Source organism: Pseudomonas frederiksbergensis (genome assembly GCF_003732665.1).
In the GTDB taxonomy this organism is placed as follows: Bacteria; Pseudomonadota; Gammaproteobacteria; order Pseudomonadales; family Pseudomonadaceae; genus Aquipseudomonas; species Aquipseudomonas frederiksbergensis_G.
The window spans coordinates 262817-289091 of the sequence record NZ_MOBP01000014.1; the positions used below are offsets into that span (position 1 = coordinate 262817).

Annotated in this window: 20 protein-coding genes; 8 read left to right on the top strand and 12 right to left on the bottom strand. The window is 61.1% G+C overall.

What is annotated here, in order from left to right:
• The first annotated feature begins 14 nt into the window (after nt 1-14).
• From BK665_RS23050 to BK665_RS23090, 8 genes are all read left to right on the top strand, one after another.
• Entirely contained in the window at nt 15-1322 is a 1308-nt protein-coding gene (locus BK665_RS23050) for an MFS transporter (RefSeq protein WP_123408910.1), read from the top strand.
• Nucleotides 1323-1474: 152 nt separating this feature from the next.
• The gene (gene araD1 / locus BK665_RS23055; RefSeq protein ID WP_123408911.1) at nt 1475-2467 is read left to right on the top strand and encodes an AraD1 family protein; all 993 of its coding nucleotides are present in this window, start codon (nt 1475-1477) and stop codon (nt 2465-2467) included.
• Between the two features lie 10 nt (nt 2468-2477).
• A complete protein-coding gene (locus BK665_RS23060) occupies nt 2478-4058 on the top strand; it encodes an aldehyde dehydrogenase (NADP(+)) (RefSeq protein ID WP_123408912.1) in 1581 nt (526 codons plus the stop codon).
• Between the two features lie 284 nt (nt 4059-4342).
• Nucleotides 4343-4639 (top strand): DUF5629 family protein, encoded by a 297-nt coding sequence (locus tag BK665_RS34510; RefSeq protein WP_185076603.1) that lies wholly within the window; start codon nt 4343-4345, stop codon nt 4637-4639.
• On the top strand, nt 4626-5801 hold the full coding sequence (locus tag BK665_RS23075; RefSeq protein ID WP_123408914.1) for a lactonase family protein: 1176 nt from the start codon (nt 4626-4628) through the stop codon (nt 5799-5801). Before BK665_RS34510 ends, BK665_RS23075 begins: the two co-directional genes overlap by 14 nt.
• Nucleotides 5802-5968: 167 nt before the next feature.
• On the top strand, nt 5969-6148 hold the full coding sequence (locus BK665_RS23080; RefSeq protein WP_054047590.1) for a hypothetical protein: 180 nt from the start codon (nt 5969-5971) through the stop codon (nt 6146-6148).
• Between the two features lie 255 nt (nt 6149-6403).
• Nucleotides 6404-6616, top strand: a complete 213-nt coding sequence (locus BK665_RS23085) for a hypothetical protein (RefSeq protein WP_123408915.1) — start codon at nt 6404-6406, stop codon at nt 6614-6616.
• Complete coding sequence (locus BK665_RS23090) at nt 6613-6870, top strand: hypothetical protein (RefSeq protein ID WP_123408916.1); 258 nt, start codon at nt 6613-6615, stop codon at nt 6868-6870. Before BK665_RS23085 ends, BK665_RS23090 begins: the two co-directional genes overlap by 4 nt.
• 76 nt (nt 6871-6946) lie before the next feature.
• Here BK665_RS23090 and BK665_RS23095 read toward each other — a convergent pair whose 3' ends face one another.
• From BK665_RS23095 to BK665_RS23150, 12 genes are all read right to left on the bottom strand, one after another.
• Nucleotides 6947-7552, bottom strand: coding sequence for a glutathione S-transferase (locus tag BK665_RS23095; protein ID WP_123408917.1), 606 nt, complete (start codon nt 7550-7552; stop codon nt 6947-6949).
• On the bottom strand, nt 7549-11190 hold the full coding sequence (locus tag BK665_RS23100; protein ID WP_123408918.1) for an AAA family ATPase: 3642 nt from the start codon (nt 11188-11190) through the stop codon (nt 7549-7551). The genes BK665_RS23095 and BK665_RS23100 overlap by 4 nt, the downstream gene beginning before the upstream one ends.
• Complete coding sequence (locus tag BK665_RS23105) at nt 11187-12431, bottom strand: exonuclease SbcCD subunit D C-terminal domain-containing protein (protein WP_123408919.1); 1245 nt, start codon at nt 12429-12431, stop codon at nt 11187-11189. The genes BK665_RS23100 and BK665_RS23105 overlap by 4 nt, the downstream gene beginning before the upstream one ends.
• A 235-nt stretch (nt 12432-12666) precedes the next feature.
• Nucleotides 12667-13413 (bottom strand): hypothetical protein, encoded by a 747-nt coding sequence (locus BK665_RS23110; protein WP_259699653.1) that lies wholly within the window; start codon nt 13411-13413, stop codon nt 12667-12669.
• Nucleotides 13414-13780: 367 nt separating this feature from the next.
• Nucleotides 13781-17395, bottom strand: coding sequence for a toxin VasX (locus BK665_RS23115; RefSeq protein ID WP_123408920.1), 3615 nt, complete (start codon nt 17393-17395; stop codon nt 13781-13783).
• A complete protein-coding gene (locus BK665_RS23120) occupies nt 17392-18258 on the bottom strand; it encodes a DUF4123 domain-containing protein (protein ID WP_123408921.1) in 867 nt (288 codons plus the stop codon). The genes BK665_RS23115 and BK665_RS23120 overlap by 4 nt, the downstream gene beginning before the upstream one ends.
• Nucleotides 18255-20258, bottom strand: a complete 2004-nt coding sequence (locus BK665_RS23125; protein ID WP_123408922.1) for a type VI secretion system Vgr family protein — start codon at nt 20256-20258, stop codon at nt 18255-18257. Before BK665_RS23125 ends, BK665_RS23120 begins: the two co-directional genes overlap by 4 nt.
• Nucleotides 20259-20392: 134 nt before the next feature.
• The gene (locus tag BK665_RS23130; RefSeq protein ID WP_123408923.1) at nt 20393-22033 is read right to left on the bottom strand and encodes a BatD family protein; all 1641 of its coding nucleotides are present in this window, start codon (nt 22031-22033) and stop codon (nt 20393-20395) included.
• A complete protein-coding gene (locus tag BK665_RS23135) occupies nt 22030-23769 on the bottom strand; it encodes a tetratricopeptide repeat protein (RefSeq protein ID WP_123408924.1) in 1740 nt (579 codons plus the stop codon). The genes BK665_RS23130 and BK665_RS23135 overlap by 4 nt, the downstream gene beginning before the upstream one ends.
• Nucleotides 23766-24845: a vWA domain-containing protein gene (locus BK665_RS23140; protein WP_123408925.1), complete on the bottom strand. Its 1080-nt coding sequence runs from the start codon at nt 24843-24845 to the stop codon at nt 23766-23768. The genes BK665_RS23135 and BK665_RS23140 overlap by 4 nt, the downstream gene beginning before the upstream one ends.
• Nucleotides 24838-25332: a DUF4381 domain-containing protein gene (locus BK665_RS23145; protein ID WP_123408926.1), complete on the bottom strand. Its 495-nt coding sequence runs from the start codon at nt 25330-25332 to the stop codon at nt 24838-24840. Before BK665_RS23145 ends, BK665_RS23140 begins: the two co-directional genes overlap by 8 nt.
• Nucleotides 25329-26273, bottom strand: a complete 945-nt coding sequence (locus BK665_RS23150) for a DUF58 domain-containing protein (RefSeq protein ID WP_123408927.1) — start codon at nt 26271-26273, stop codon at nt 25329-25331. Before BK665_RS23150 ends, BK665_RS23145 begins: the two co-directional genes overlap by 4 nt.
• Nucleotides 26274-26275: the final 2 nt, after the last annotated feature.

Here is a 26275-nt window from a genome sequence, read left to right on the forward strand (position 1 = left end):
CGGAGACCGATCCCATGAGCCAGGAACTGCGGCTTATTCGCCGCATCACGCTGAAACTGATTCCCTTCCTGATCCTGCTGTACCTGATCGCCTATGTGGATCGCTCCGCCGTCGGCTTCGCCAAGCTGCACATGGGCGCCGACATCGGGATTGGTGATGCGGCCTACGGCCTCGGCGCCGGGCTGTTCTTCATCGGCTACTTCCTGCTGGAAATCCCCAGCAACCTGATGCTCGAACGCTTCGGCGCCCGGCGCTGGTTTGCGCGGATCATGATCACCTGGGGCGCGATCACCATCGGCATGGCCTTCGTCCAGGGCCCGCACAGTTTCTATGTGATGCGCTTTCTGCTCGGCGCCGCGGAAGCCGGGTTCTTTCCGGGCGTTCTGTACTACATCACCCAATGGTTCCCGGTGCGCCATCGCGGCAAGATCCTCGGGCTGTTCATCCTTTCCCAACCCATCGCGATGATGATCACCGGCCCCGTGTCCGGCGGCTTGCTCGGCATGGACGGCACCCTCGGTTTGCACGGTTGGCAGTGGTTGTTCATCGTCATCGGCACCCCGGCGATCCTGCTGACCTGGCCCGTTCTGCGCTGGTTGCCGGACGGTCCGCAACAAGTGAAATGGATGGATCAGGCCGAGAAGGACTGGCTCACCGGTGAGCTGAAAAAAGACCTCGAAGAATATGGCCAGACCCGCCATGGCAACCCGCTTCATGCATTGAAAGACAAACGGGTCTTGCTGTTGGCGCTGTTCTATCTGCCGGTGACGTTGAGCATCTATGGCCTGGGCCTGTGGTTGCCGACGCTGATCAAACAGTTTGGTGGCACGGACCTGGTGACCGGTTTCGTCTCGTCGGTGCCGTACATCTTCGGGATCATCGGTTTGCTGATCATCCCGCGCAGCTCCGACCGCTTGAATGATCGCTACGGCCACTTGGCGGTGCTCTATGTGCTTGGCGCCATTGGCCTGTTCCTCAGCGCCTGGCTGACCCTGCCGGTGGCGCAACTGGCGGCGCTGTGTCTGGTGGCGTTCGCGCTGTTTTCCTGCACGGCGGTGTTCTGGACCTTGCCGGGACGTTTCTTCGCCGGTGCGAGTGCAGCGGCAGGGATCGCGCTGATCAACTCAGTGGGCAACCTCGGCGGCTACATCGGGCCGTTTGTGATTGGCGCGCTGAAGGAATACACCGGCAACCTGGCGTCCGGGTTGTACTTTTTGTCCGGGGTAATGGTGTTTGGGTTGGTGCTGACTGGGGTGGTTTATCGGTTGCTGGAGCGCAAGCATGTGTTGCCGGCGGATCAATTTGCGGCGAGTGCTCGCTGAGGGTTAACCCCCGATCAACTGTGGGAGCGGGCTTGCTCGCGAAGGGGCCATCACATTCAACATTTATGGCGATTGACACACCGCTTTCGCGAGCAAGCCCGCTCCCACAGGGGTTGTGCGGTGTTTTCAGGTTGTGAATACAGGAGAAAATCATGCATTTAGTTCAGTTCGAATTGATTAACGGCGAGCGCCGGGTTGGCGTGGTCGAAGCAGGTCAAGTGTTGGAAGTGAAGGGGGTGCACACCGTCCGCGACCTGGCCCTGGCAGCAATCGAGGCGGGCATCAATCTTGAGCAACAGGTGCAACGCCAAGGCCTGTGCGTCAGTCACGACTATGCCGAGTTGCTGAGTAGCCTGCGCATCCTGCCGCCCCTTGATCACTCGGACCCGGCGCACATGCTGGTCAGCGGCACCGGCCTGACCCACCTGGGCAGCGCCTCGGCCCGGGACAAAATGCATCAGCAGGTCGGCGACGAAGCGGCGATGACCGACACCATGCGCATCTTCAAGTGGGGCGTGGAGGGCGGTAAACCCGCAGTCGGTCAGGCTGGCGTGCAACCGGAATGGTTCTATAAGGGCGACGGCAGCATTGTCGTTCGGCCCGGCCAACCGTTCCCGCTGCCACCCTTTGCCGAAGACGCCGGGGAAGAGCCGGAGCTCAGCGGCCTCTACGTCATCGGCCACGACGGCAAGCCCTATCGCCTCGGTTACGCGGTGGGCAACGAGTTCTCCGACCATGTGATGGAACGCAAGAATTACCTCTACCTTGCCCACTCGAAATTGCGCAGTTGCAGCTATGGCCCGGAACTTCGCGTCGGAGAGCTACCCCAACACCTGGCAGGCACCAGTCGCATCCTGCGCGATGGCGAAGTGTTGTGGCAAAACGAGTTCCTTAGCGGCGAGGCCAATATGTGCCACAGCCTGGAGAACCTTGAGTATCACCATTTCAAGTACAGCCAGTTCCTGCGACCGGGGGATGTGCACATTCACTTCTTCGGCACCGCGACCCTGTCCTTCGCCGACGGCATCCGCACCCAACCGGGTGACGTGTTTGAAATCAGCCAGGCCGAATTCGGCGCGCCGTTGATCAACGGCATTGCGCCGGCAGAAGCGGCATTCGAACCCGGCACCGTCGGCATCCTTTAAGGAGATTTGCATGACCCAGATTCTTGGTCACAACTACATCGGCGGCCAGCGCAGTGCGGCTGGCGACCTCAAACTGCAAAGCGTCGATGCCTCGACCGGCGAGAACCTGCCGGGCGATTTCTACCAGGCGACCCCGGAAGAAGTCGACGCCGCCGCCAAGGCTGCCGCGGCTGCTTACCCGGCCTATCGCAGCCTGAGCGCCGAGCGCCGGGCACAGTTTCTCGACACGATTGCCGATGAACTCGATGCCCTGGGTGACGACTTCGTTGCCGTGGTCTGTCGCGAAACCGCGTTGCCCGCCGGACGCATCCAGGGCGAGCGGGGTCGCACCAGCGGCCAGATGCGCTTGTTCGCCAAGGTCCTGCGTCGCGGGGATTTCTACGGGGCGCGGATCGATCAGGCCTTGCCCGACCGTCAGCCGTTGCCACGCCCGGATCTGCGTCAATACCGCATCGGCCTCGGCCCGGTGGCGGTGTTCGGGGCGAGCAACTTTCCGTTGGCGTTCTCCACGGCGGGGGGCGATACCGCTTCGGCACTGGCCGCCGGTTGCCCGGTGGTGTTCAAGGCCCACAGCGGCCATATGGCGACCGCAGAACTCGTTGCTGACGCCATCATCCGTGCGGCGGAAAAATCCGGCATGCCGGCCGGCGTGTTCAACATGATCTACGGCGGCGGGGTCGGCGAAGCGCTGGTCAAGCACCCGGCGATCCAGGCTGTCGGCTTCACCGGTTCACTCAAGGGTGGCCGCGCCTTGTGCGACATGGCCGCCGCACGGCCGCAGCCGATCCCGGTGTTTGCCGAGATGTCGAGCATCAACCCGGTGATCATCTTGCCCCAGGCACTGGCGGCCCGGGCGGAAACCGTCGCCCGTGACCTGACTGCTTCGGTGGTGCAGGGCTGTGGTCAGTTCTGTACCAATCCGGGGCTGGTGATCGGGATTCGTTCGCCGCAGTTCAGTGAATTTGTGCAGCAGGTCGCGGCGTTGATCGCGGATCAACCGGCGCAAACCATGCTCAATGCCGGAACGCTGGGCAGCTATGGCAAGGGGCTGCAAAAACTCCTCGCGCATCCCGGGATCGAGCATTTGGCCGGCAGCGCGCAGCAGGGCAATCAGGCGCAACCGCAGCTCTTCAAAGCCGATGTCAGCTTGTTGATCAATGGCGATGAGGTGTTGCAGGAAGAGGTGTTCGGCCCGACCACGGTGTTTGTCGAAGTGGCGGACCAGGCACAGCTCAGCGCCGCGTTGAACGGCCTGCATGGGCAACTGACGGCGACGATCATTGGCGAGCCGGCGGACTTTGAACAGTTCGGCGAATTGACCGCGTTGCTGGAACAGAAGGTTGGACGGATCTTGCTTAATGGCTACCCGACGGGTGTCGAAGTGTGTGATTCGATGGTCCATGGCGGGCCGTATCCAGCGACTTCAGATGCGCGGGGCACCTCGGTGGGCACCCTGGCCATCGACCGTTTCCTGCGCCCGGTGTGCTTCCAGAACTACCCCGACAGCTTGCTGCCGGAAGCACTGAAGAACGGCAACCCGCTGCGGATTCAGCGCTTGGTGGACGGCAAACCCTCCCGCGACGCGCTCTAACTGCCAACCACTGCCCCCTGTGGGAGCGGGCTTGCTCGCGAAAGCGTCGGATCAGTCGACATCATTAGTGACTGACCCACCGCATTCGCGAGCAAGCCCGCTCCCACATTTGTTCAGTGTTGTACCTGAAATATTTGTTCAACTCCGGCCCCTGTGGGAGCGGGCTTGCTCGCGAAAGCGCTGGGTCAGCTTGCATGGATGTTGGCTGTGTCGCCGCCTTCGCGAGCAGGCTCGCTCCCACATTGAGCTATCATTGCGTCTTTCCATTTGAATGATTGATTGCCATGACTGCCGTAACCGATACCTTGCTCAACGCCCTCGAAAACTGCGACATGCTGGAAATCGATGGCTTGCACGCCTTCGAATTCTCCCTCGATGAAGAAGACAACTTGCACATCGAATGCATGGATGGCCGTGCGGCCAAGCGTTGGGAGTTCAGGATGGTCGAAATCGAGGCAGCGACTTTCGATCCAACCCTGCAGAGCTGGCTGATCACCGGGGACTCCGGCGAGCACCGGCTGGTGTGCATGGCCGCTTTCGGCGCCCATGACGACGAGGAAGTAGAGCATGAAGATGCGTAATTTCTGGCCACTGTTGATGGCCGGCAGCGTCGGCGCCATGGGCGTTCAGGCGGCCACGGTCGACGATTATCAGCTGTTGGTCGGTTCCTACACGGCAGGCCAGAGCCAGGGGATTTATCGCCTGGACTTCAACAGCGCCACCGGGCAGATCAACCCCAAGCCACTGCAAGTGGTGAAGAGCGAAAACCCGTCCTGGCTGACGATTTCCAAGGACCAGCAGCACCTGTTCGTGGTCAACGAAAACGGTCCGGGGCAAACCGACCCGGTGGGCAAGGTCAGCAGCTACGCGATCAACCCCAAGACCTTTGAGCTGAAGCTGATCAACCAGGTGCAAAGCCTGGGCAACGAGCCGACCCATTCGAGCCTGAGCGGCGATGCCAGCCACTTGTTCGTCAGCAATTATTCGGTGCTCGAAGATCCGGGTGGCACCCTGGCGGTGTTGCCGGTGGGCGCCGATGGCAAGCTCAACACCGTCGTGCAGATGAGCAGCCACCCGTCGAGCCGGGTCAATCCCGAGCGGCAGGTGTCGGCCCACGTGCATTCGACGATTTCCTCGCCGGATGGCAAGTACGTGTTCTCCAATGACCTGGGCGCGGACAAGATCTTTGTCTACCGCTTCAATCCCAAGGCCAACCCGCTATTGCCCTTGACCCCGGCCACTCCGGCCTCGGTAGCCTTGCCTGCGGGCAGTGGTCCACGGCATTTGCTGTTCAGCGCCGATGGCAAGCACGCCTGGCTGACCATGGAAATGAGCGCGCAAGTGGCGGTGTTCGATTATCAGGACGGCACCCTCAAGCAAACGCAAATGGTTGATCTGGCGGCGGGGCAACCGGTGTCCGACAAGGCCGGCGCGGCGTTGCATGCGTCAAAGGATGGCAAGTTCCTCTACGTCAGCAACCGTGGCACTGCCAATCAGATGCTGGTGTTCGCCATCGACCCGGCCACCGCCCAGCTCAAGGAGCTGCAGCGTCGCTCCGTCGAGGGTGACCATCCCCGGGAATTCAGCCTCGACCCGAGTGGCAAGTTCCTGCTGATCGCCAACCAGAAAAGCAACGAGATTGTCGTTGTCGAACGCGATGCCAAGACCGGTTTGCTGGGTAAAACCGTGCAGAAATTGCCGATGGATGCCCCCAGTGACCTCAAGTTTCTGACGCGTCAATAGGTGCGGCAATAGGCCGCAGGCCCCGGTTGATGGGGCCTGCGGCCTTCTATTAATGAGACTGATATCCGCTAATGCTACAAAGCATTTCAAGACGCGGACCCTCGAAGGTTAAGTTTGCTCCACGGCCTAACCGGGCAAGCAAGCCAACTGACTCCGAGGAACACACCATGAACTTCAATATCTTTTCCATCATCGCCGCATCCGCTATCTCCGCCACCGTTGCTCTGCCAGCCAGCGCCAACGTTGAGATCAACAGCAAAAAATCCCACACCCAGAGCTACACCCAGAAATACCTGCAACAAAGCGCCAACTTTTACGCAGCCCTGGACCACAAAACCCAGGCCTGAGATTCACGGAGTCCAACGCTCCCTATAAAGAGCTGCCGAAGATTGCGATCTTTTGACTTTCAACAGCAAAAGATCACAGCCTTCGGCAGCTTTTTTGTGCGTGTGTATTTTCATGGATCATAGGTTTTCTGTTGCGCCGGCATAGAGGGCTTTAATGATCAAGCAAGCTGATGGTCACTATGGAAAACCCTGAGTGGTTAGCCCTGCTTTTTTGATCGATCCTATGGGCACTGAAACATGCCCACGGAGAACACCATGGCCAGCGCAATCCTCACTTCTGCCAAACACGGCGCCTACCTGGCCATCGGTCTCTACGTGGCCATGGTCCTTGTGGTCAGTCTTTCGGCCCAATCGCAGCACGAGCGGCAAGCGCCGGTCGAAGTCGCCTATCCCGGCATCCAGTTCGAACATCGCTCGCAAAACGCGGTGGTTGATCACGCGGTTATCGAGGAGGCTGTCGGCGCATGAAAGGCAGCAGACTCGGGGTCATCGCCTTCCTGGCGGTCATGACCAATGGCTCGTCATTATTGGGAATAGGGCAGGGCTCGGCGGGATCGGTGGCGCGGGCCATCGAATGCAATCACAACATTGCGCACAACATCCAGACGGCCAAGGCGTTGGGCTTGTTGGTGGGGAATCCACCGCTGAAGGAACGGGCCGGGTTTCTCGGGCCGTTTCAGGTGGATTGCTCGGCGTTGGGGATGTGCTCTGTTTTGACCTGATTCCGCATAACCCTGTAGGAGCATGGCTTGCCCGCGATGGCGTCTTTGAAATCGCCATCGCGAGCAAGCTTTGCTCCTACAGAGGGGGCTTGCGCATGATGGCGGTGAACAGGTCGGAATCGAGGAAGCGTTGTAGCCATGCCTGCAACCGGACGTAAGGCGTTTGCCCGAACCACTCCCGATCCACATGGGCGAATTGCCGTACAAACGGCATCAGCGCCACGTCCGCCAGGCTGATGTGCCCGGCGAGCAAATAATCACGATCCTCCAGCAACTCCTCCAGCCTGCGCAAGAACACCTCGCCCTCGGCCCGATAATGTTCCATCGGTTGCTCGGGATAGCGCTCGGCGTACTTGTAGCGATTCAAATGCACCTTGAACACCTGATCGTTTTCTTCGATCAGTTCAGCCATCAACGACTGCCCGGCAGGATCATCCTTGAGCAACCAGTCCTGCGGATCGTTCTGCGCCAACGCCCAGCCCATGATCCCCAGGCTTTCATCAATTACTCGACCCTCGACCTCCAGCACCGGCACCGTGCCCTTGCTCGACAGCGCGAGCATTTCGGCGGGCTTGGCTTTCAGGCTGACTTCGACAATCTGCACCTCAACCCCCGAATAACGCAGGGCCATGCGTGCGCGCATGGCATAGGGGCAGCGGCGGAAGGAGTAGAGCCTGGTCATTTCACCTCCAGAGTGCTCAGGCCATTGCCCTGGCGGCGAACCTGGATTTGCACCGGAATCCGTTCATGCATTTCCTGCACATGGGAAATCACCGCGACCTTACGCCCCTGGGCCTGCAAGCCGTCGAGGGCGTCCATGGCCAGTTGCAGGGATTCCGGATCGAGGCTGCCGAAGCCTTCGTCGATAAACAGCGATTCGATTTTCAGCGTGCTCGACGCCATCGACGCCAGTCCAAGCGCCAAGGCCAGCGATACCAGGAACGTCTCGCCGCCGGACAATGAATGCACCGAGCGCAGTTCGTCGCCCATCTCCGTGTCCATCACTAGCAAGCCAAGCATGCTGCCGCCACGTTTCAGGCGATAGCGTCGCACCAATTGCCGCAGTTGCACGTTGGCGTGATGCACCAGTAAATCGAGGTTGTAGGCCTGGGCGATCTTGCGGAAGGTGTCGCCGGTGGCCGAGCCGATCAAGGCATTCAACCGCGCCCAGCGCTGATACTCGGTGTAGGCATCGGCGATCTGCTGGGCCAGGGCCTGGTTGGCGTTTTGCCGCCGCTGATCTTCGGCCTGTTCGGCGCGCAATTCGGCGCAACGGTGTTCGCTGGCGGCAAACAGGTTTTGCAGTTCGGTCAGCGCCGTCGCCAGTTGCTCGGCGTCGAGGTTGCCGTTGCTTTGCGCTTGATGTTTGAGCAGGCGCTCATCGCGCTCCTGCAACAGCACCTTGGCCTGTTCGATGGCTTTTTCGCTGTGCTGCAATTGCTGGCGCAGGTCGCTGACCTGTTGATCGTCGACACTCAGCAACTCTTCCAGGCCGCCGTCATCCAGCTCCGGATGTCGCGCACGCCAGTCGGTAATCTTGCTGCTCAACTCGCGGTCTTCATGCTCCAGCGCCTGTGAACGTTCTTGCTGCGCCTTGAGTTCAGCAGCCAATTGCACCAGACGCGTGCGCACGGTTTGCAGTTCCTGATTGGCCGCCGCTTCGGCATGGCGTGCCTGTTCCACGGCTTGATCAAGTTGCTGCTGCCACTGCTCGGCGCTGCTGTGTTGGCCAAGCAATTGTGCGAGTTTTTGCTGACAGGCCTGTTGCTGCTCGGCCAACACTGTGAACTGCTGTTGCGCGGCTTCCAGTTGCTGGACGCGGGTCTGCTGGCGGTCCTGCTCTTTCTCAAGCGTCTGCTGACGCTGCTGCTGTTCGCCGAGTTCGTCACGCCGCTGGTCGAGTTGTTCCAGGCGCTGGGCGATCTGCCGGTCGAGCTGCATAAAGGTCGCAGCCGGCTCGTTGCGCAAGGCTTCCAGCGTCTCGGCGGGAAGCAAGGTGCTGAACGCCGTCAGCTCTTCGTCCAGGCGCTGACGGTCACTGCTCAAGGCCTGCTGCTGATTGCTCAGGTGCTGGGTCGCTTGCTGGCTCGCGGTTTCGGCGCTGCGCAGTTGCTGGGCCAGGCGAGCGGCATCCTGTTGCAGGGTGAGCAGGGCGGTCTGGCGTTGTTCGTCCTGGGTGATGCTCTGGTTCAACTGACTGTTTTGCTGGGTCAGCCAGGCATCGCGTTTGGCGGCGTCCTGGTTCAGCAATTGCGCGGACAACGGATGGGCTTCGAGGCTCGGGGTCAGGCCTTGCTGTTGAGTCGCCAGTTGTTCCTGTTGTTGCAGCAACTCCTTTTGCTGCGCGATCAAACCGCCGACTTCGGCGCGCAGGTCGGTGAGTTTTTCTTTCAGCAGGTCAACGGCTTTCTGCGCGTTGGTCAGCTCACTTTCATCATGTCGACCGAGGCTTTGCAGCAACGCTTCGGGCTGATGATAAGGATGATCCGGGCTGCCACACACCGGGCACGGCTGATCATCCTGTAACTGTGCGCGCAGTTCCTCGACGCTTTCACTGCGGGCCAGGCGTTGGCGTTCCAGCAGGTCCCGGGTGACGGTCAGGGTCTGTTCGGCGACGGTCAGTTCAGCCTTGGTTTTCACCCCGTCCTGGGTCAGGCGTTCGCGTTCCTGTTGGGCTGCGAGTTGGCGCTGTTGCAGCTCGGCGCCGCGTTTATCCAGCTCCTGTTGACTGGCCCACAGCCGCGTCAACTCTTCGAAGGCTCGCAGTTGTTTGCGGTTGTCCTGCAACAGCGTGCTCAGCAACTGGATTTGCTCGGCCACCGCTTCGGGTTCGGCGCCGGCCTCTTTATAGAGCACTTCCAGGTTCTGCTTTTGCGCGGCCAGTTCTTCGGCGGCGCGGGTGGCGCTCTGTTCCAAAGCCGCCAGTTCGTCCTGGCCTTTGTTCAGGCGATTGCCGATCAACATCAGTTGTTGCAGGCGATCACGGTAGGCGTTCCAGGCATCGCTCAACGGCGCCAGATGAGTGCTTTGCTCAAGCTCTGCGGCGATGCGCTCAAGACGTGCAGCGACTTGTTTCTGCTGATCAAGCAAACCCTGGAGCGTGCTTTGGCCCTGGGTGCAGGCCAGTTCCGCGTGTTGCCTGGCGTCGGCACTCAGGCTTGCATCCTTCGCCAGACGGGCGAGGGTGCTTTGCTCTTCAAATGCCTGGCGCAGCAATGGCGCGCCGGCGCTGTGCTGGTTTTGCGCCTCGGTCAACGCGGTGTGGGCGTTGCTCAGGCTTTGTTCCAGTTGCGTCTGGCGTTCGGTCAGTTCCTGTTGCTGCTGTGTGTGCTGTTGAATCTGTGATGCAAGCGGTGTGAGCTGCGCCGTGAGTTCGGTCTTGCGCGCAAACTGATGCCGCTGTGGCGCCAGGTGCTCCAGGCGCGTCAGCTTCAGGCGTTCACCGGCCAGGCTTTCCCAGTGTTGCTGGGCAGATCGCAGTTGCTCGGTGGCGCTCTGTTGTTCGTCCTGCAATTGACGCAGTTGTTTGAGCCAGGTGTGTTGCTCTTCAAGCTGCTTGAGCTGGGCCTGTTGCAGCTTGAGTTGCTGCTGGGCTTCGTTGAAACGCTCGTCCAGTTCCGCCCGGGCTTCGGGGGACAACGGGGTGACGCCAGTGGCCTGGTCCTGCAACAACTTGTGGGCTTCGCGAGCCTCTTTGGTCTTGTCGAACGCCCGGCGACCCAAACGCGTATAGAGCGCGGTGTCGGTGAGTTTTTCCAGCAGCTCGCTGCGGTCGTTGTCGTCAGCCTTGAGGAACGCGCTGAACTCACTCTGAGCCAGCAATACGGCGCGGGTGAACTGCTCGAAGTTCAGGCCCAACGCGGCTTCAAGCGCCGTTTTGTACTCGCCTTTCTGACTGGCCAGCAGTTGATCCTGATCGATGTCACGCAGGCTCTGGCGACTGGCTTGCAACTTGCCGCCAGCCTTTTCCCGGGCGCGATTGGCTTCCCAGCGCGCACGATAGCGACGGCCATCGATGCCGACGAAATCCACTTCGGCATAGCCTTCGCCGGTGCCGCGACGCAGCAAGGTGCGCGGGTCGCCGGTGCCGATTTCACCGTCAGCGTCGGGTACTTTGGCATCGCGCCCGGTGTTGTTCAGGCGCGGCACGGCGCCGAATAGCGCCAGGCACAAGGCATCCAGCAAGGTGCTTTTGCCGGCGCCGGTCGGCCCGGTGATGGCGAACAATCCGGCGCTGGCCAAGGGCTCGGCGGTGAAATCGATTTCAAAGGGCCCGGCCAGGGAGGCGAGGTTTTTCAGGCGGATCGCGAGGATCTTCATGGCTGTTCGCTCTCCATCTGCACGTCTTGCAACAGCTCGGCGAAGTCCTTGAGGGTTTGCTCGTCGACCTCGCTGCCATAGCTGTCCTGCCACGCGCGGCTGAACAGTTCCTGGGGCGAGAGCTGATCCAGTTCGATCAGGGTTGCGCCGTCATCGGCGCCGTCCTTGCTGCCGTTGCCAGCGTATTCGGCGGCGATCCGCACCAGGCGCACGGCTTTGCCTTGCAGGGCGGTTTCCACTTGAAAACGCAGGTCCGGTTGCGGTTCGTCCAGACGCACCCGCACTTCTAGCCAGGGTTGGCGCTGAAGGTCTTCAAGCAGGTCGGTGTTTGGCAAATCCGCCAGTTGCAGGAGGATTTCCGCCAGCGGCGCCGGGCCGATCCGTTGCAGATTGACCGCCCGGGGAATCAGTTTCGGTTCGACGCTGACCAGGGTTTCGCCGTCGAGGATGACGTCGAGCACCTGATGCTGATAATTGATTTCGGAGAACGACAACGGAATCGGCGAGCCGCTGTAGCGGATGCGTTCTTCACCGTTGACCTTCTGCGGCTTGTGCAAATGACCGAGGGCCACATAGCTGATGCTCGGCCCGAACAAACTGGCGGGCAGGGCTTCGGCGTTGCCGATGATCAGGCTGCGCTCGGAGTCTTCCGACACCGAACCGCCGGCCATGTGCGCGTGGCTGATGGCAATCAGCGCCTGGCCCGGTTTGCGTTTGGCGTTGGCCGCTTCGATCAGCCATTCATGCACCTGGCCGATGCCGCGCAAATAGTTGTCGCCCAACTGCGCACCGGTCACCTCGGCCGGGCGCAGGAACGGCAGCGCCAGGCACCAAGCGGCAATCTCGCCGCTGGCGTCGGGCAGTGGCAGCAACAGGCGTTCGGAATCGAGCTGTCCGTCATCGAGCCACAGCACCCGGCCCAACGCGTGGGTGCGCAGGCGTCGCATCAACGGCGCCGGCAGTTCGATCCGCGAGCCGGAGTCGTGGTTGCCGGCGATCATCACGATGGTCAGCAACGGCTGCTGCTCGTGGGCGCTGACGATGAAATCGTAGAGGCGCTCCTGGGCTTTGACCGGCGGGTTCACCGTGTCAAAGATATCGCCGGCGATCAGCAGCACGTCGGGCTGGTCCAGCTTCAACTGGCGCAGCAGCCAATCGAGGAAACAACCGTGCTCGAAATCGCGGTCCTGGCCGTGCAGGTTCTGCCCAAGGTGCCAGTCGGAGGTGTGGAACAGACGCAAGGCGTACTCCGTAGGAAATAAGGTGATGGCCGCGTGGGAATGATGGCGGCTAAAGGGGAGGGAGTTTACTGGCAAATGCCAAGGATGTGGTCAGGCATCACCTTGTGGCGAGGGAGCTTGCTGCCTCTTAGGCGCGAAGCGGCCCTCTGCATACCTTCAAATGCACCGCGTTGGCAGGATTGACGACTGCTGCGCAGCCGAGCGGGAGCAAGCTCCCTCGCCACAAAAAGCTCTTTTATCCTTTTACTATGCAGTCAGCGTTCAATCGCCGCACTTCAGCAAAAATCTCGGTAATCGGCCGCCTCGGCTGGCGTTTGTGCAGTTGCCGAACCTGCTCGCTCATTCGCACCAGTTCTTCACTCGGCTTGGCCCATTGCTCCTTCGGCAACGGCTCGGACCATTGCTGCATCACTTCGGGCATGGCCTGCGGGCCCAACTTCTGGATACGGCGGACTTCCCATTCGGTCAGGTGGTTGGGGATCGTCCATAGGGTCATGACGTGGTACAGGTACCAGAAAAACCCCGAGAGCCGATTGCGTGAGCCGTCGCGAATCTCCTGATGCATGCGCGCGCGGGCGTTGCGGAAGGTGTGCAGGCCTTCGTGGGGCGGGTCGCCGGGGAGTTGCAGGTCTTCGAGGTCCTGGATGGTTTTGAGGTCGTTGACTTCGTATTCCATGTAGCCACGGATGGCTTCCCAATGGCTGATGGCGAGCGGCAGGCCGAAGCAGGGGAATTCGACGCTGGTCAGGGTTTCGCCGTGCTGGAAACCGATACCCATGCCGTATTGGCGGTGGATGCCGTATTGGGTCGCGCCCTGGGCTTCGATGACCCAGGCGGAGAGGGATTCCCAGGGGACGAAGAGCGGTTCGGTGGCGCCTTCGGGGGTGAAGCAGACTTCGCGGCGTTGGCGGTTGAAGCGGGTGGGGATGATTTGGAGGCGTTTTTTGTGGTTGTGGTGCCAGGTGCAGAGGCCGATGAACAAGCCAGAAACTCCTCCTAATATCGCGTAGTTGGATATGGCAAAAAAAAAGTCAACGACAAACTCCCATGTGTACGAAAGGTCGTATCCGAGCATGAGACCAAGACAGCCAATGACGGGCGGGAAAATAAAGGCAATCATAAAAGAAGTACTGAAAGGTCCACCTAATACGACCTGCCATGAAAATATCTGCGGCAACCCCAGTCCGAAGTCCATGAACACCTCATTTAGTTCTCCGATGTGAGGGCCATGCGGCGGCATCGGTGTTGGCAACGGCAAAGGCGCCAGATAAGTGATTCTGCCACTTGGGAACGGCTCGACATCCCCAGCTTTTCGGGAATGCACAATGTGCTGGCTAGGCGCTTGGTTATTAATCTTGGTGGGCATGGTCGGCCAGCTCCAGCAAATGGGGTTCGATCAACAGCATCGGTGGATGATCGGTGATTAGTTCAGCAGGTAGCGCAGGGAAACGACCCTCGTCAATTGGGTTGAGGCGAATGACGCGATTGCGAGAAATCCAGGCGCCGTTATTGGCCAAAGTCTGTATACAGACAGTCAGTTCCAGTGTTTCGGAAGCTGGCGTAAATTCGGTATCAGCATCCATTGGATATCGCAGGCATAGCACCAGAAAGTCTGGTCCTGCTCGTGCGATGCGCAGGCTGTTCGCAACTTCATCGCTAATGACATTCTTGCGTACCCGCGGCGTGCCGCGACTGTGAAGAGGGATGGAAATACGGTGGGCACCGATTTCCAGGCGACGGGCTGCTTGACCGTTCAAGGGAGGCTGAAAATCATTGAGCTTGAGCCCTGGTAGTACCAGGTGGATATCTTTTGGTTTGGCCTTTAACAAAAGGTTTTTCAGCCACGAGTCATGCTCGTTTGGACCCAGTTGGGAGTAAGGGGCATGAAGCAAATAGGCCAGACCGCTTTGATATTCATTCAGAGTATGGTCGCCACGTTCATCGGCATCCAGGCTCCATGGCGTGGTTTTCAGCCATTTATCTTGAGCATCGATGTTGTAGCGGTTGAAGAGCCAAGTGCCGCCCAGTTCCAATACAGTGAACAATGCTCCGGCAAGGTTGAATCGAAAAAAAACGGTAGAGAGCCGTGTGCCGGCAGCGGCCCAAGCAGCGGTTCGCGCCTCAGCACTCCGTGCCGTCAGTACTTTGAAAGTGTCGTGGACGGTGTTACTAAGCCCATAGGCATTAACAGTCGCCATGCCGCTAGCTCCAAATGCTGCAAGAGCTGCGCTGCTCTGTGCCGAGACGTTTCCGCTGCGCGTCGCTTGTTGCCAATTTTGCCGATGGGTGCTCACACTAGATAGCGAAGATAGAAACCCTAAAGTGTAGGTAAAGATACCAAGTCCAATATGTATTTTCCCCATCTGCACATGCACACTCTGTAAAGCATGACGTTGAAGTCCTGCGACGAGTTCAGCACTTCGAGCCTTTAACGCCGTATCGGTAAGACTTTGGGCTGCCGTGAATCCAGCTGCGCCTGTAGATATAACTGAGTTGATCAAAGGCCCCAACTTACGCTTATCCGGAGATTGACCAAACGTCTCCCTCACAACCCCCACCAAATTCACCCCCTGCACCAAAAACACCACCAACCCCATCCCCTCACTCCGAATCAACCCCGCATTCGGCACCGCCCCAACCCCCATCCGAATATTCTTCAACAACCCCCGCACTTCCTGCTGCTGCGCCGGCGGAAACACCACCGTCACTCCCGCCCGTGCCTGGGTCGCGCCATACAGCCGCGCCGACTGATCCGGCAGTTCGGCAATCGGGCTCAGCGCCCCCGCCAACCGACCTTCCAGTAGCGTCAACTCCCCACGCACCCGGGCAATCTCACCCTGCAACTCCACTGCCCGTGGCGTCTTATGCCCCTGGCGGTTTTTGTTGTGGGTGAGTTGGTTGCGTTCACGCATCAGGGTTTTGAGGTAATCACGCTCCCTGAGCAATTCCTTGAGGTTGGTTTGCAGCGCCGCCTGTTCTGCCGGGGTGGCGACGGTGAAGGTCACGCCTGTGGTTTTCGCGGCATCGAGTAGTCGGGTGTGAATCGCTTTTGGCAGGCGCTGGAACAGTTCGTCGAGGTCGGGGATTTTGTCTCCCGTCAGGTCGAAGCCTTCCAGCGCCTGGCTCAGGCCCAGGTTCAGCGCGGGGCTGAGGCTGTGCTGGGCGGCGTCAGCGACGGCGCGGGTGTGGTCGGGCAGATCGTCGAGGGCAGGGAGGTGCGGTTGTTCGATCTTCTTTAGCTCGGCCAGCCAGCTCGGCAAGTTGTTGAACAGGGCCATGCCGGCGTTGAACAGCGTGCTGTATTGCGCGGCCTGTTCCTGTTGAAGGCGCAAGGGCAAGGTGTAGAACAATGGCCGGGTCAATTCCGGGTGTTTTTCCAGATAGGCCAGTATTTTTTCGCTCGCGTGATCGCTGCGGCAGATGTCTTTGATGCAGGCGTATTCGGCGCTGAAGGCCTGACCCAGTTGCGATGGCTCGTGCCCGTCGTAGTACCAGGCCGAACGGTGGTAGCGCCCGGCGCACACCAGCGTCGTGCGGTCGGTGGTGATGCGTTCAAGCACGCGGTTCCAGCGGCCGAGGTCGGCGCGGTACTGAAACAGTTCGTTGTCCATGGCCGGGCGGTCGATGAAATCGTTGATCCCGCGTTTGCCGCTGAAACGGGGGCCTTCTAGCGCGTCCTTGATGCGTTTGTTTTGCTCCCTGCCGAGATTGACCAGGGTGTCGAGGTGGCGTTCGATGAAGGCGTCCGGGGCCACTGAAAAGTGTTGGCGAGCGTAATATCGGCGGTCTGCATCATCACTGGCGCGGCTGTGCGCGGTGAAATCGGGATCGGCGCCCTGGTACTTGGCCATTTCGAACGCTTCGGTGTGGGCCTGCTTGCGCAGTTGCTCCAGTTCCGGCGTCACGGGTGCATCCGGCGGCTCAACTTTGCCGCCCTTGTTCAGGTAGTCGAGCAAGGCTTTGCGGGTGTCTTCCCGGTCTGGCTCGGGCAACTGTTCCAGGTCAGTGAACAACGCCTTGTGTCGCGGGTCGTTACTGGCTTCGGAGAGTTTTTCGATATCCGCCGGGCTGAGCTGACTCAGCGACTCGATGTAGCAGGCCAGCAAGTAATTACGCTCGTTGTGACCTGCATTGGTCCAGTCGTCGATCCAGCCGACCACGCGGTCTTGATACTCGGCCAGGTCGCGCAATACGCCGATGTCGTCCTGCACCACGAGGAACAACGTGTCGTCCTGATAGGGCGTGCGCACCTGACCCAGAAACTCGCCGATATGCGCCTCGCGAAAGCGCCGAGGCTGTTCCCATAGATACGGCTCGCGCTCGTGTTCGGGGGCTTCGCTGACGTGTACCGTCGGCAAAAGAGCGGTGCCTGGCTCGACACCGTCCTGTGCGGCGGGTGCCTGCTGAGGCGCAACCGTGGCAACCTCCGCCAACCACTGCTTGCCTTGCTCGACCGTCAGCAGATGCTCGCCACCGTTTTTGCAATCGACGGGGGCGAGGTCAACGGCTTGCATGAAGTGTTCGCGCTCTTCACGACTGTCTGTCACTTGAGCGCATTTGGCGGCGGTCCATTGCACTTCGGCGAAGCACACGTGCAAGAGGCTAAGCCTGGAAAACACCAGCGCCGGACGCTCTTCGACGGGCGTGCGCTGATCGCTATTGACCTTGCCACCCTTGTGCAACAAGGCACTGATCAGTCCGTCGAGGACGCGGTATTCATGCAAATGGCCGGTCACACTGTCGATCACATATAACCAGCCATCGCGCATCAGGCGAATGCCCAGTGGGCGGGTTTCAAGGGTGTAAGGCAGTTTTAGCGCTGCGCTCGGATCGAGAGGCTTTTCTACCAGGCCGTAGCGCAACGGCAGAAGCTGCACCTGGGCTTGCTGCAATGGGCAGGCGCCGGGTGAGCTGATGGCGGTCTTGGTTGCCGCAGCGGCGGCGAGGTTGGCTGGTGCGTTCATGGGCGGCCCCGTTGGATGGCCCACTGGTGGGCGAGGTCAGCGGCCAGCGCAACGCGCTCGCCGGGTGATTGCAGCGATGGCGTATGGAGTAATCGATCGATGTGCGAATGCTGGTCGAGGGGCGATCCGTCCAGCCAGGCCATGACATTGGCGTAATAAAACAGCTCGGACTGGCTGCTTAACCCCAGGGCCTGGGCTTCCTCGAAAAGCCGTTGAAGCGTCGGCCAACGCAGGGCCACGGTTTCGCCGCCATGTTGTTCGGGGAAATAGGTGAGTAGATGGGCGTCGAGTTCGAGCAGTACGCGGCGCCGATCAGCGTGGTCCAGCGCTGAGTTCTGCTCAGGACTCAGGCGGTAAGGCGTTGGTAGTTCCGGGCGCTCGCACAGCAACGGCTGGTGGCGATGCCAATTCGCACTGACGCTGTCGGCCGTCACCACACAGGACAGTGGCCCCAACAAACGTTGATCGCTGCTGCCGAACAGCGTCCGCGCTACAGCGGCGTCGGCCAGTCGCAGCATTACCGGCAGACCCTCTGGCATTTCAACCATCAGCAGTTTTCGCAAATGCTGAGCGACGTCATTCATAGACGCGGAGCTGAACAACAGCACGCCCCATTCCTCGTGCGCGTGCTCCAGATAGAACTGAAAAACCGCTGCGTCAGGATGTTCGATCAGCACCAACAGCGGTGAGATATCCCGCAGCTCGGTGAAGGGCGGATGGTCGTAGAGCGCAACGCTGCTGACCCTGGGGCTTAGCTGCTTCAAACGCTCTGGCAGATGACTGACAGTGGCGCCGTCCAGCAACACAAAAGCCTGTTGCGTGTTCCAGGGCAGGCCGGCAGGTAACGAGGTTGAGCATTTCATGCGAGGGCCGCCTCGCAAATCAGGCAGCGTGAGCTGCGGTTTGACACCAGTGCATGGCGTTGCCGCGCTGCATCGAAGGTCACTTTGCGCAGCGGCAATGCACCTGGCATCAACGGCGTTGCCGGCATGCCCACGGCCGGGGCGCCGCCCGGCACAATCTTCACGCTGCTGAGGATGCCTTCCGGCCCCAGCGTCAGCCAATGACCGCCAGCCTTGACCGTCAGGTGTGCTCCGCCATCAATGACGACTTGTTGCCCGGCACCGAGGTGGATTTGCTGAGCGGCGCTGAGTCGGTGATTTTTGACACGAATGTGTTGGTCACCCAGCACCACCAGGTGATCGTCCTGTTTGAGTTCGGTGAGGCGGGTGCCGTGAATGCGCAGTTGTTCTTCTGCATGCAGGTCGTGACTGGCGATGCCGCCGACCACGACGGTGCGTTGGCTGTCGACCTGAAGTCGTTCATCGTTGAGCACAAGCTGGACGAAATCACGCTGGGCTCGCAGGGCAATTTCCTCTGCGCCCGTTCGGTCCTCGATGCGTAACTCGTTATAGCCGCCACCACCGGGGCTGCTCTGACTGCGGAAAATGCTTTGCGTTTGTTCGGTTGGAAGGTCTAGCGGCACGGGCGTTGCCCCGTTAGGCAAGCAACCCAGAACGAAGGGTTTGTCGGGATCGCCTTCGCTGAAACCCACCAGCACTTCCATGCCGACTCGCGGAATCAGCACGCTGCCATAGCGGTCATTCGCCCAACCAGTGGAGACTCGCAGCCAGCAGCTTGAATGTTCGTTGAGCTGACCGTCACGGTCCCACAGCAACTGAACCTTTACCCGACCGTACTCATCGCAATGGATCTCTTCACCGGGCGGTCCAGTAACTACCGCGTGCTGGTTACCCGTCACTCGGGGCTTGGGATGGTCGAGGGCCGGTCGAAAAGCCACATCCCATGGTGTCGCGACGAAGTGATTGCGGTAGCCCTGGCTGAAGCCATCTTCAGGGTTGCCGTCGGTCATTGACTCTTCCAGAACCTGAGGCTGTTTGCCGACGTGCTCAACCTCAGTCAGCAACCACAGACCATTCCAGTCGCCACGCGGGTGTTCGGTCATGTCAACGAACTGCCCGCTGCGCAGGGCGCTTTGATCGCTGCGACCTCGGGCTTGCTGATAATCAGCGCGATGGCGTTCCAGAGTGCGCCTGGCCAGATGTTTGCCGCGTTCACGCTCGGTGAATTGCCCCGGGAAGGCGTAATCCTCCAAGTGGGGTAACTGCGGACTTTTGCTTTCGCTATCCAGCGGCAGACGCGGCTTTTCGAAGTGGTAATCACGTCGGCTGACGTGGGTCGTGCGGGTTTCCAGGCTGACCTGGAAGCGCTCAATCACCGAGGCTTTGGCGACCATGCCGCTGCCCTGGGCATACGCTGTCGGGCCTGCGGGTTTGGGGAATACCGTCTGATCGTCGCCAAATACCAACACATGCCCGCAGGCGTTGTGCTGAAAATGAAAGTGCAGGCCTTCTTCCTCACACAACCGTTGAATGAAGTGCAGGTCGGACTCGTTGTATTGCACGCAATAGCGTCGTGGCCGGTACTCGGAGTTGAGTTGGAAGCGCCAGGCGTCCGCCTGGATCCCGTGATCGGTCAGTACTCTGCCGATGATCTGCGGCACGCTCAGGTGCTGAAAAATACGCTGGTTTTGGCGATGCGCGAGATAGGCGAGGCGGGGCGCCAGGGTGATTTGATAGCGGGTCAGGCGTTTGCCTGAATCACCTTGGGCGACTCGATAGACGTGGCCGTGAATGCCGCCGTTGTCGGAAGCGAATGTCAGAAATGCCGGATGATGCAGCAGCGACTCAAGATCCACATCGGGCCGTTCGCTGACCAGTTCGAGCTTGACCTCGTAGGGCCTGTTCAGCGCTTCCCTGGCCTGAAACTCGAGAACCTGAAGGTCGTATGAAAAACCTGCAATGTCGAGTCTGAAAACGACTTCGTTCGCCGTAGTAACCATCCGCGCATCCCTGTGTCTTTAAGGCACGGGACTTTGCTTGAAGCTACGTGTAGGCGAAGCCAGTCGATTCGATAACTTCTGTAGGACTTATCCGCAAGATGCGATCGCGGTCGAATGTCAGACGTTTCTGACAGCTATTTCGGATAAAGCGGCGGCAACCCGCTATCACCCACCGGATCCTGAACTCGCTCGGCCAGCGGAATAGCCCGAGTCGCACGCCACAGGTCTTCGCCTTGCCAATGCTGGCCGGTTTCGCTGTACAGCGCGCCGTTCAGGCCGTCGAGGGCATCGGACAGCGGCACAAATCGCGCCGCCATGTCCGCCAGGGTTTCCGGTTGTTGCCGGGCCCAGGCATCGAGGGCCTGGCGGGTGGCGTGGGGGTCGTTGGCCTGGCAGGCGCGCTTGAGCTCGTCGAGCACGGTCCGCGGGCTCGGGCCGGTTTGCGCGGCACGCAGGATCGCCGGTTGCCAGCGAGCGCGCCACCACAGGCCGAAGCCGAGCAAGGTGGTGCAGGCCAGGATTACGGTGCTGAGTTTCCACCACCCCAATGCTTCGCTGTCGGCGGCGTAGTTCACTTGCGTGGTGCCCGCCGGGGTGTCGACCATCAGGCTTGGATTGTTGCTCACTTGCAGGGTCCGGGCCGGCAGGCTGCTGTGTTCCAGGTGATCTTCGAACGTGTTCCACCACACCACATCCACCGTCGGCAAATCGATGGCGCCGCTGTGGGACGGCACCAGCGCTTCGCGATCTTCACGGCTGCCGATCAGTCCGCGTTCGCCGTGCTGGTTGCCCAGCACTGGTTGGTCCGGGTAGCGGCGCAAACCGTTGATATCGGTGGCGGGCAGCGGTGGCAATTGCGAACTGGCCAGGCCATCGGCCTTCAAGGTCAGGCTGCGGGTCAGGGAATCGCCGACCTGGGCGTGATCCGGTTCCGGGCTCCAGCTTTCGCTCAGGCTCAGGCTTCGGGCTGGCAACCACGGCGCGTCGGCCGGATAGGTGGCGGGTTTGGCCTTGACCGTCAGCGGAATCTGCGCGGAACTGACGCGCATCACCTTACCCGGTTTCGGCCCCTGGGACGCGACGTCCGGGGACGGCTGCACGTCCACCAGGGTCGCGCTGAACACTTGCGTCGGAATGGTCAACACGCCGCTGTGCTGGGGGAAAATCGCGTAGCGCATCTCGATCACGCCATGGCGCAGGCCATTGATGACTTTTTCATAGGTGCGCGACTCGCCCAGTTGCTCGATACGCGCATCGGGAATCTGCAGCGGCGTCAGGCTGCTGTCGTCGTACAGCGACACCGAATGGTAGATGCGCAAGGTCAGGATTGCCTGGGCCTGCACGTACACGCTGCTCTGGTCGAGGCTGGCCTCGATGAACACCGGCGCGAGGGTGTTTGCGGTGTCCTGGGTTTCGCTTTCGATCACCTGGATCGTGATCGGCTGGCTGCGCACTTCGCCCAGTTGCAGCGACGGGATTTCCACGCTGCCGTTCTGCTTGGGCAGCAGGGTGATGATCCAGCGGGTGGTGGCGCGGTTGTCGCCGTTGATCGTGGTCAACTGGTTGACCTGCCGCGTGCCGCGCACTTCGAAGGCCGGTTCCAGGGGCGTCAGGTCGGGCTTGCCGAACAGCGTGACGTCGTTGGATTCCAGGGTCAGTTCCACCGTTTCGCCGGAGTTCAGGCGACTGCGGTCGACACTGGCAACCAGGTCCGCAGCCTGGACTTGAAACGTCCAGAAAAGAAGAGCGAGCAAGAAAGCGGTGAAGCGGGTCATCGAGTTTTTCCCTGATCCTGATGTTGTTGCTGTTCGTACCAGAATTTGCGTCGCAGCAATTCGCCGGGGTCATCCGGAATTTTGCGCAGCCATTGCTCCAGCGCCTGGGCCTGTTCGCCTTCGATGCTGTCGTTGATCGGGCGGCGTGGCGGGGTGGTGGTTTGTTCGTCCCCCAATTCGCTGCCCGGCACCTCGTTGGCCCCCGGTTTGGGTGGCGTGGTGGATGGCTGTTCAGTGTCCGGGGCGTTGGGCTGAGCCTCGGCCTTCGGTTCGCCATTAGTGGATGGCTGGGTGGTGGCGCCGGGTGGCGGGGTTTCGCTGGCACCGCCGAGCTCCTCGCCTTCGGACTTGTCCGGTTCCACCGCCGGTGGCGTGGCTTTCTGTTTGATCAGGCTTTCCACCAGGGCCTTGTTGGTCAGCGCCGGGCGCAGATCCGGCTGGCGCTCCAGGGCTTGTTCATAGGCGTCCAGCGCCGCTTCCAGTTCACCACTTTTGGCCAGGGCGTTGCCTCGATTGTAGTGCGCCCGGGCATCATTGCCCTGGGCGAAGCGCTGGGCGGCGCCAGCGTAGTCGCCGGCCTCGTACAGCGCCACGCCTTGCCATTGCGGGTCTTCGAAGTGCTGCGCGGCCTTGGCCGGATGATCCTGATTGAGCAAATGCAGGCCCCGTTGATCCGGGCGCAACCACAGGTCTTCAAAATCGAAGGCGTAGCTCGGTTGTGGCAACAGGAACAACAGCGGCAAACAGAACAACCAGCCACGCCGGCCAGCGAAGGAGGCCAGCAGCAACAGCGGCAACAGAAGCCAGTAACCCTGATCGGCCCAGGTGTCGAGGCGCAGGGTCTGGCCGTCGTTGCGCAGGTTGCGCGGGCCATCGAGCAGGCCGAGGGCGCCGAGGTCGGCATCGTCCAGCCTTGAGGCGTGGTAGCGGCCACCCAAGTCACTGGCAAAGGCTTTCAACCCCGAGTTGTCCAGGTGCGGCACCAGAATCGCGCCTTGGGCGTCCTTGAGGAAACTACCGTCCTCCTGGGCCACCGGCGCGCCTTCGGGAGTGCCGACGCCGAGCATGAGGAATTCCGTGGATTTGCTGTCCAGCGCCCGCTCGATGCCGAAGCGTTCCTGTTCGGTCAGCGACGAGCCGATCAGCAGGATCCGGCCCTGGCCGAGGGCGCCCTGATCCAGCAAAGCCAAGGCCTTGATCACCGCCAGATCGGCGCGATGGCCAGCCTCGGGCATCAACGATGGCTTGAGCGCATCCAGCAGATTACGGCTGGTGGACAGGTCATCCGACAGCGGCACCAGCGTGTGGGCGCTGCCGGCGTAGACGACGATGGCGGTCTGCGCATCGCTGCGACTTTGCAACAGGTCGAACAGTTTGCGCCGGGCCTGTTCCAGGCGGGTCGGCGGGCTGTCGGTGGCGAGCATTTCCGGGGTCAGCTCCAGCAGCACCACCAGTGGATCGGCCGGTTTCTGGCTGGTCTGTTCCACGCGCTCCCAACTCGGCCCGAGCAGCGCGCCGATGGTCAGCACCCAGGCCAGGCCCAGTACCACCCACGGCAATTTACTGTCGTGACCTTTGCCACCGCTGAGCAGCGCGGCGTGGAAGGCGGGTGGCAAGATCATCTGCCAGCGCCCGGCGCGTTTCTGCCGGTGCCACAGTTGCCAGAGCAACCAGCCGAGCACCGGCAACAGCAGCAGCCACCAAGGCCGGAACCAGTAAGGCCAGAGCGCGCTCATCGACGCCTCCGCAGGCGCAGGCGATTAAGCCGTTGGCGCCAATCCGGCAATTGAGATTGCAAAAACAGGTCCTTGGTCAGTAAGCGTTGCAGCGGGTTGTCTGGCCACAGTTCACGGGCCACCAGCAAGGTGCTCAACAGCAACGCCAGGGCCAGGGGCCACTGATACAACGCCTGGGCCGGGCGGGCCTGGGTCGGTTGCTGGGTCACCGGTTCGAGTTTGTCGAGGGTGGCCTTGATTGCCTCCAGCTCCTTGCCGTCCCGGGCGCGGAAGTATTGGCCGCCAGTGGCTTCGGCGATCGCTTTGAGCGCCGGCTCGTCGAGGTCCAGGCTCGGGTTGATGCCGAGGAAGCCAAGGGTGCCGCTTTGCTCCGGATCGGCACCGATGCCGATCGGGTAGATTTTCACCCCTTCGCTGGCGGCCAGGCGCGCAGCGGTCAACGGGTCGATTTCGCCGCCGTTGTTGGCACCGTCGGTCACCAGAATCAATATTCGACTTTGCGCCGGGCGCTGGCGCAGGCGTTTAAGCGCCAGACCGATGGCATCACCGATGGCGGTGTTCTTGCCGGCGATGCCGATCCGCGCTTCATCCAGCCATACGCGCACGGTGTGGCGGTCAAAGGTCAGCGGTGCTTGCAGATAGGCCTGGCTGCCGAACAGGATCAGGCCGACCCGGTCGCCTTCGCGGCTTTCCAGAAAGTCACCGAGCAGATGCTGGACCAAAGACAAGCGACTGACGTCTTCGTCCTGCCACTGCATGTCGGGGAAATCCATCGAACCGGACACGTCCACGGCCACCAGCAGATCGCGACCACTGGCGGCAATCGGCAACGGTTCGCCCAGCCATTGCGGACGTGCGGCCGCGATCAGCAGCAACAGCCACAACAGAATGAACGGTGCCTGCTGGCGCCAGGCCGGCAGGTTGGCCCGGGCACGGCGGCGGGTCAGGCCTTCAAGATCGCTCAAGAAACTGACCTTGAGCGCCGGCTCGCCGCTGTCGGCTACCGGCAGCAGCACGCGCATCAGCCACGGCAGCGGCAACAGGGCGAAAATCCACGGCCAGGCGAACTCAAACATGTTTGCGAATCCAGGTGTCGACGGCTTGGGTCAGGCCGGCGATGGCCTTGTCGTCGAGTTTGCATTCGGGCTTGTACGCGCCTTCCACCAGCACCATCCAGCGGGTCAGACCGGCGGCGGGGCAGCGGTTGTCGAGGAACGCCAGCCATTTGCGGCCATTCAGCGTGTGGCTCTGGCTGTAGGGGTAATGGTTGCGACACAGGCGCTTGAGCAGACCGTTGAGCTGCTGCAGCCAGGCACCGGCCGGCGCGCCGTCGTAGGGCTTGGGCATCCGCGCCAGTTCGGCCAGGGCGGCGACGCGCACCGGGTCCAGGGGTTGCTCGGCGCGCACGACAGGCCGCTTGTTCGGAATAAAACGGCGCAACTGCCACAGGCCGAAACCGATCAGCGGCAGTAATAAAAGCAGCAGCCACCAGCCGGGCGCCGGCGGCCAGAAGCCGATCGGTGGCGGGGTCATCAGCGGTTGCAGTTGATCGAGGCTGCTCATCGACCTTTCCCCGGTTTCTGTGGGTTCAGGTATTCACGCAGTTGCTCGACCATTTCGCTTTGGGTGCTCAACGGCATCAACAACACTCGCAGCTTCTGCGCGAGCAATTCCCAGTGAGCGATGCGCGCTTCGGCCTGGGCGCGATAGGTCTGGCGCAGGTCGAAATTCAGGGTGTCGAGTTCCAGTTGCGCGCCGCGTTCGGCAAAGCGCAAAAGCCCGGCAGCGGGCAGGGCGTGGTCCAGCGGATCGGACAGCGGCAGCAATAACAGGTCGCAATGGCGTGACAACAGGCTCAACTGTTGCTCGGAGCCTTCGGTCAGCGCACGTTCGTCGCAGATCACGATCACCAGGCTACCGGGCCGCAGCACCTCCCGGGCGCGGCGCAGGGCCATGTTCAGGGAGTCGCGGTTCTGCTCGCTTTCGGTGTGCAGCGACTGGTTGACTCGCACCAGACGGTTGAGCAATTGCAGCAGGCTTTGCTTGCTGCGCCGGGGTTTGATTTCGTAGTGCTCGTTATCGCCGAACACCAGCCCGCCGACCCGGTCGTTATGCCCCAGGGCGGCCCAGCCGATCAGGCTCGCGGCTTGGGCGGCGAGTACGGATTTGAACATCAGCCCCGAGCCGAAAAACAGCCGACGGCTTTGCTCGACCATGATGAAAATCGGTCGTTCGCGTTCTTCATGGAACAGTTTGGTGTGCGGCTCTTGCGTGCGGGCGGTCACGCGCCAGTCGATGGTGCGCACGTCGTCGCCGGCCTGATAGACCCGCACCTGATCGAAATCGACACCACGCCCGCGCAGCTTGGAGTGGTGCAGGCCGATCAACGGGCTGCGCTGGCTCGGCGTGGAGAACAACTGCACTTCGCGCACCCGATGGCGCATCTCGATCAGCTCGGCGAGGCTGACACGGATGCCCGGCTCGGGCGGCAGGATGACGTTCATCG